We start from the raw sequence: 4,882 nt of genomic DNA on the forward strand, positions 1-4,882 counted from the left end.
CTGAAGAGCGCGTTCTCATTGATGCGCAGCCGCCGCAAGGCGCGTTACCGAATTATACCATTGATTCCGTATCAGTGACCAACGCATCTTGGTTACCCAGCACCAAAATAACCCTGAATCCTGGTCTGGTTGCTGTAATCGGCGCTCGCGGGTCGGGTAAAACTGCGCTGGCAGACCTGATTGCGGCCGGGGGCTTTGCGCTCTCACCCCATCTCAACGATAAGTCTTTTATTCGTCGTGCCAAAGATCACCTAGACGAGAGTGAAGTTCAGTTGGAGTGGACGGGCGGCGAGAAGACAGGTAATCACCTAGCCAAAACTGACAGGGAGGACTGGCTGGATACTCAGCGCGTTCAATACCTCTCGCAACAGTTCGTCGATCAGCTTTGTTCTGCCGAAGGTCTCGACGATGCGCTGGTTGGGGAAATCGAGCGGGTGATTTTCAACGCACATCCCATCACTGACCGGCTCAACGTCGATTCCTTCAAGGAGTTATTGGCAGCGCGTCTCGAAACTTCGCGCCAGAAACGCCAACGACATCACCAAAATCTAATCAGAGCATCTGCTGACCTTACTGAGGAGCGAATCAAAAAGGATGGCTTGAAAACACTGGAGAAGGTCCGGGACGAGAAACAACAGGCTATCGACAGAGACAAGGCGGCCCGAAAATCCCTGATAGGCTCTACAGTAGGCAATAAGAAGCGCACAAGGCGACTTGAGCAAGTGTCTCTTGTTGTAGATAAAAAGCGGCAACAGCTCGAATACGCAAAGCGTCAGCATCAGACATTGCTGCAATTGAAAGAGGATGTGCGCTATTTTCGCGAGCAGCAAGCGCCGACTATGCTTGCTGAATTACAAAATACACACAAAGAGGTGGGTTTGAGTCCAACTGATTGGAAAGCATTCAAATTGGACTATGTTGGCAACATAGGCTTGCTGCTGGAGGAACATATCAGGAAAGCGGATACGCGGGTACGGCAACTTCAAGGATCAGAGCAGGCTGGTTTAGCTCAGCAGGCCCTTGATCCAAACGTTCCCCTGATCTCACAAGAGGCGAATCTCACCGACCAGCCCCTCCTGTTGCTTGAACGCGAGCTGGCACGTTTGCGCGCAGCAGTCGGTATTAATCAACAAAACATCAAGCGACATAATACCTTTTCAGATAATATCGCCAAGGCTGAAGTCGCATTGGACAAAATGCGTCAGCGGGTCGAGCATATCCGGGGTGCCGACGGGCGTATCCGTGCCTTATGTGAGACTCGCCAAACGGCTTATGCTGGCATATTCGAGGCAATTATCGAAGAACAGGAAACGCTTGCGGCTTTGTACGCGCCTATCAAATCACGCATTGGCCAGGCAGAAGGCTCGCTGTCAAAACTATCGTTTTCCGTCAAACGTAGTGTCGCCCTTGAACAATGGGCGAATGCCGGTGAGGCATTGCTTGATCTACGCACGAGTGGTCCATTCAAAGGGTGTGGTGAATTGCTGCGCATTGCGCGTGACAAGCTAATGCCTGTTTGGGCCACAGGTAATGCGGAGGCAGCGGCTGCTGCGCTGAACAAATTTGTCGAGACAAACAGGGAGACCCTCATAAAACACAGGCCCGAAGGCTCGAATTTCCGGGATTGGGCTCGCCAGATTTCAGACTGGCTATACAGTACAGACCACATTACAGTCGGTTATGGTCTCCAGTATGATGGAGTTGATATTGAGCGTCTTTCGCCCGGCACCCGCGGAATTGTGCTGCTATTGTTATATTTAGCAATTGACGCAGAAGACAGTCGTCCGCTGATCATAGATCAACCTGAAGAGAATTTGGACCCACAATCAATTTTCCAAGAATTGGTATGTCTCTTCCGTGAAGCCAAGAAACGTCGGCAAATCATTATCGTGACGCACAACGCCAACTTGGTAGTGAATACTGATGCTGATCAGGTGATTGTGGCTACCTGCAAACCGCGTCAACCTGGTGAACTACCATCGATTTCTTACCAGAGTGGTGGATTTGAAAACTCAAACATCCGACACGCAGTATGCTCAATCCTTGAAGGCGGTGAACAAGCGTTCCGGGAGCGCGCCAAGCGCCTTCGAGTGACTGTATGAGCGTGACCATGTTGGCTGGGGCACTCAAGCCCACTATACGCAGTAATGCTTAATATCAATTGCCCTTCGCTGATAGATACCTCGACTTCGGCATCCAGGTTGACCTGTCGCAATAGGGTCTGGGATCAGATCAATCCCTTTGAATTGCCAATTTATCTCAGCGGGAGTCGCATCGTGACCGCTCCCTTAAATTAAACACTGTTATAACATTGAGTCATCCATGTAAATATCCAAATGCATGCGCAATGTCCCGCCTACTGATTCTGCTCGGTATCGCTCTCCTGCTGCTGGGTCTCGCCTGGCCGTTCCTCAGCAAGCTCCCGTTCGGCCAGTTGCCGGGTGATATCCTGATCCGGCACAAAGGCTTTACTTTTTACTTTCCGATCAGCACCTGCCTGATCGTCAGCGCGGTGATTTCGCTGATTTTATGGCTCTGGAAGCGGTGAACTCAGCTTAAGCCTTCTTCCGCCAGCGCTTTCTGAATCGCTGGTCTTTCCTTCAGTGGGTTGAAATACCTGGACAGCACCGGCCAGTCCGTCCACTTCTCTTTAAGCGCAGGAAACCAGGACAGAATGACAAACAGATAGCCGTCTGCCAACATAAACTGCTCACCGCACAGATACGGGGTTTTGTCTAAACGCTCGGAGAGGTACCGTAGTTTCTGATGCAAGACGGGTCTTAGAACATTCTCTTTGATCTCTTCCGGTAAAGCCGGTTTCATCAAGGGGCCACAGCCCTTATGAAGATCGGCGGCAATGAAATTCAGCCATTCCAGGACGCGATAGCGCCGTAGGTCCGGCACTGGCGGCAACAGATGCGTGGCTTGGTAGGTATCCGCCAAATATTGCTGAATGACGGCGTTTTCGGTGAGGACTTCCTGACCCTCCAGAGCCAGCGCAGGGACGCTGCCTTTGGGATTGATTTTTAGAAAGTTCCCGCCGGTTTCCGTCTGTTTGGTTTTGAGATTGACGGACTCAAACTCGCACGCTATGCCGATTTCATGCAGGAGAATGCGGACCACTAAAGAACAGGCCCCTTTAGAATAGTAGAGTTTCATCACAGGCCTCTGGATGGGTGAACAGGCGAAAAGACTGCTTTCACAAATCCGCACTATAACGAAGGCCCTCTGGGTCTGTCACCGCTTCCTTTGGAAGCGGTTTACAGCAAACGCTTCGTGCAGCAGGGTATTTGAAAGAACGCTCATGGCAATCCCGATGATTCACCGTACCATCCGGCATTGTAGTGCGACACAGGATTGCCTGGCTGAGATCCGCAGGCGGGTCGTTGGAAAAACCCCTGCCATTTAGGACACGAGCCCCCGTTAAATCCGCATCCGTGAAATTGACGCCCGCCCATAAGGCGCTGGCAGTCCTCCCTGACCCATCCGCATCCTCCGCAGAAGCCAAAGTGGTATGGCGTAGTTTGGCGTGTGAGAAATTCGCTTGAACGAATGATCCATAGAGGCGGGCGTGGCTGAGATTCGCCCCAGCGAAATTCGCGCCATCGAATTGGCTGCCCCAGCCGTGCATCGCATCCCCTTCGGATGTGAAACCCCTCAGACACGCATGGGAAAAATCGGTTTTGGAAAAGTCACACAGATCACAGGAAGCATTGCGCATCTGGCTTCCATGCAGCCGCGCGCGGGCGAAATTAACGCCATAAAGACGCGCGTGATCCAAAACAGCCTGGCTTAGATCCGCTTCGCTTACATCAATGTCATTGAAACAGCCGTCCGCAACCCCTCTCAGGCATCGCCATAAGCGGATGCGACTCAGATTCGCGCGCACAAGCTGCGCCCGATGCAGCGAAAGCAGCGCTTGCGGCGGGGCATCCGGCTGAAGGGGATTGAACCCAGAGAGATCAACGCCCTGCAGATCGCAGCCTTGGCATTGATAGCTTTGCTTGAGACGGTTCAGAGCAGCGGTCTTTGGACGTGTGCAGCCTAAAAGCAGCGGAAAAGCGGCAAGGATGATCGCAAGCCAGCGATAGAGATGAGTTTTAGAATGTCTCATGTGATCTCTGCATTTTGCCGGATCATCCCGCAGTCGTGCGCAGCATTAAATCAGCCGCTGAATCCACGCGCCCATATCCGCTATTTCCTGCGTGCAGATACTGTGCGCCATCGCATAGCGATGGAAGTCCACCGCGTATCCCAACGCCTCTAACCGATCTTTGGATCCTTCTCCCATCTCCAGAGAGACCACCGTATCCTGATTGCCGTGCGCCATGAAAATGGGGATGCGCCGGTTGGCCGAACTGGCTTCCTGGGCAAGCTGCTTTGCCACGGGAAGATAAGTGGAAAGCGCCAGAATACCTGCCAAACGGCGCGCATAACGCAAGCCGGTATAGAGCGCCAGAGCGCCGCCTTGAGAAAAGCCGCACAGAAAGATGCGCTCGCTTGGGATACCTCGGTCGATTTCCCGCTGAATCAGCCGCTCGATGCTTTGGGCCGCCGCTTTAAGTCCCGCCTTGTCTTCCTGACTGCCGAAGTCCAGGCCATAAATGTCGTACCAGGCAGGCATCGGGACGCCGCCATGCAGACTCACGGGACGGACCGGCGCATGCGGAAAGCGCCAGCGGACAGGCTGCTGGATTGGCAGGCTGCTTGCTAAGTGAGCAAGATCGTGTCCGTCCGCGCCAAGACCGTGCAGGCCGATCAGGCTGGCCGTGGCGGGTGCATCCGGCTCGGTTTCGATTTCAACGCAGGGTAGATAGTCGATGTTCGTCATGCGTCCGATGTGTTCAGTAGATTTAACCGGCGCTGCTTACAGAAACACATC

The 4,882-nt window shown here is 53.1% G+C and carries 5 protein-coding genes; 2 read left to right on the plus strand and 3 right to left on the minus strand.

Translation table 11 applies throughout. The features are described 5' to 3' along the window. Positions 1-2,102, plus strand: a 2,102-nt coding sequence (locus CAGGBEG34_RS08190) for a TrlF family AAA-like ATPase (protein ID WP_042688409.1), incomplete at its 5' end; no start/stop codon positions are given. A 245-nt stretch (positions 2,103-2,347) separates the two neighbouring features. Beyond that, on the plus strand, positions 2,348-2,548 hold the full coding sequence (locus tag CAGGBEG34_RS08195; protein ID WP_042688408.1) for a DUF2905 domain-containing protein: 201 nt from the start codon (positions 2,348-2,350) through the stop codon (positions 2,546-2,548). A gap of 2 nt (positions 2,549-2,550) precedes the next feature. Here CAGGBEG34_RS08195 and gstA read toward each other — a convergent pair whose 3' ends face one another. Genes gstA through CAGGBEG34_RS08210 form a run of 3 tightly spaced genes read right to left on the minus strand, consistent with a single transcriptional unit; the run spans position 2,551 to position 4,831 of the window. Then, positions 2,551-3,159 carry a glutathione transferase GstA gene (gene gstA, locus CAGGBEG34_RS08200; protein ID WP_006683218.1) on the minus strand — a complete coding sequence of 203 codons (609 nt, stop codon included), beginning with the start codon at positions 3,157-3,159 and terminating at the stop codon, positions 2,551-2,553. Positions 3,160-3,199: 40 nt separating this feature from the next. Then, positions 3,200-4,114 carry a pentapeptide repeat-containing protein gene (locus tag CAGGBEG34_RS08205; protein WP_006683219.1) on the minus strand — a complete coding sequence of 305 codons (915 nt, stop codon included), beginning with the start codon at positions 4,112-4,114 and terminating at the stop codon, positions 3,200-3,202. A 45-nt stretch (positions 4,115-4,159) separates the two neighbouring features. Further along, positions 4,160-4,831, minus strand: coding sequence for an alpha/beta hydrolase (locus CAGGBEG34_RS08210; protein WP_006683220.1), 672 nt, complete (start codon positions 4,829-4,831; stop codon positions 4,160-4,162). Between the last annotated feature and the right edge of the window lie 51 nt (positions 4,832-4,882).

The organism is Candidatus Glomeribacter gigasporarum BEG34, assembly GCF_000227585.1.
In the GTDB taxonomy this organism is placed as follows: domain Bacteria; phylum Pseudomonadota; class Gammaproteobacteria; order Burkholderiales; family Burkholderiaceae; genus Glomeribacter; species Glomeribacter gigasporarum_B.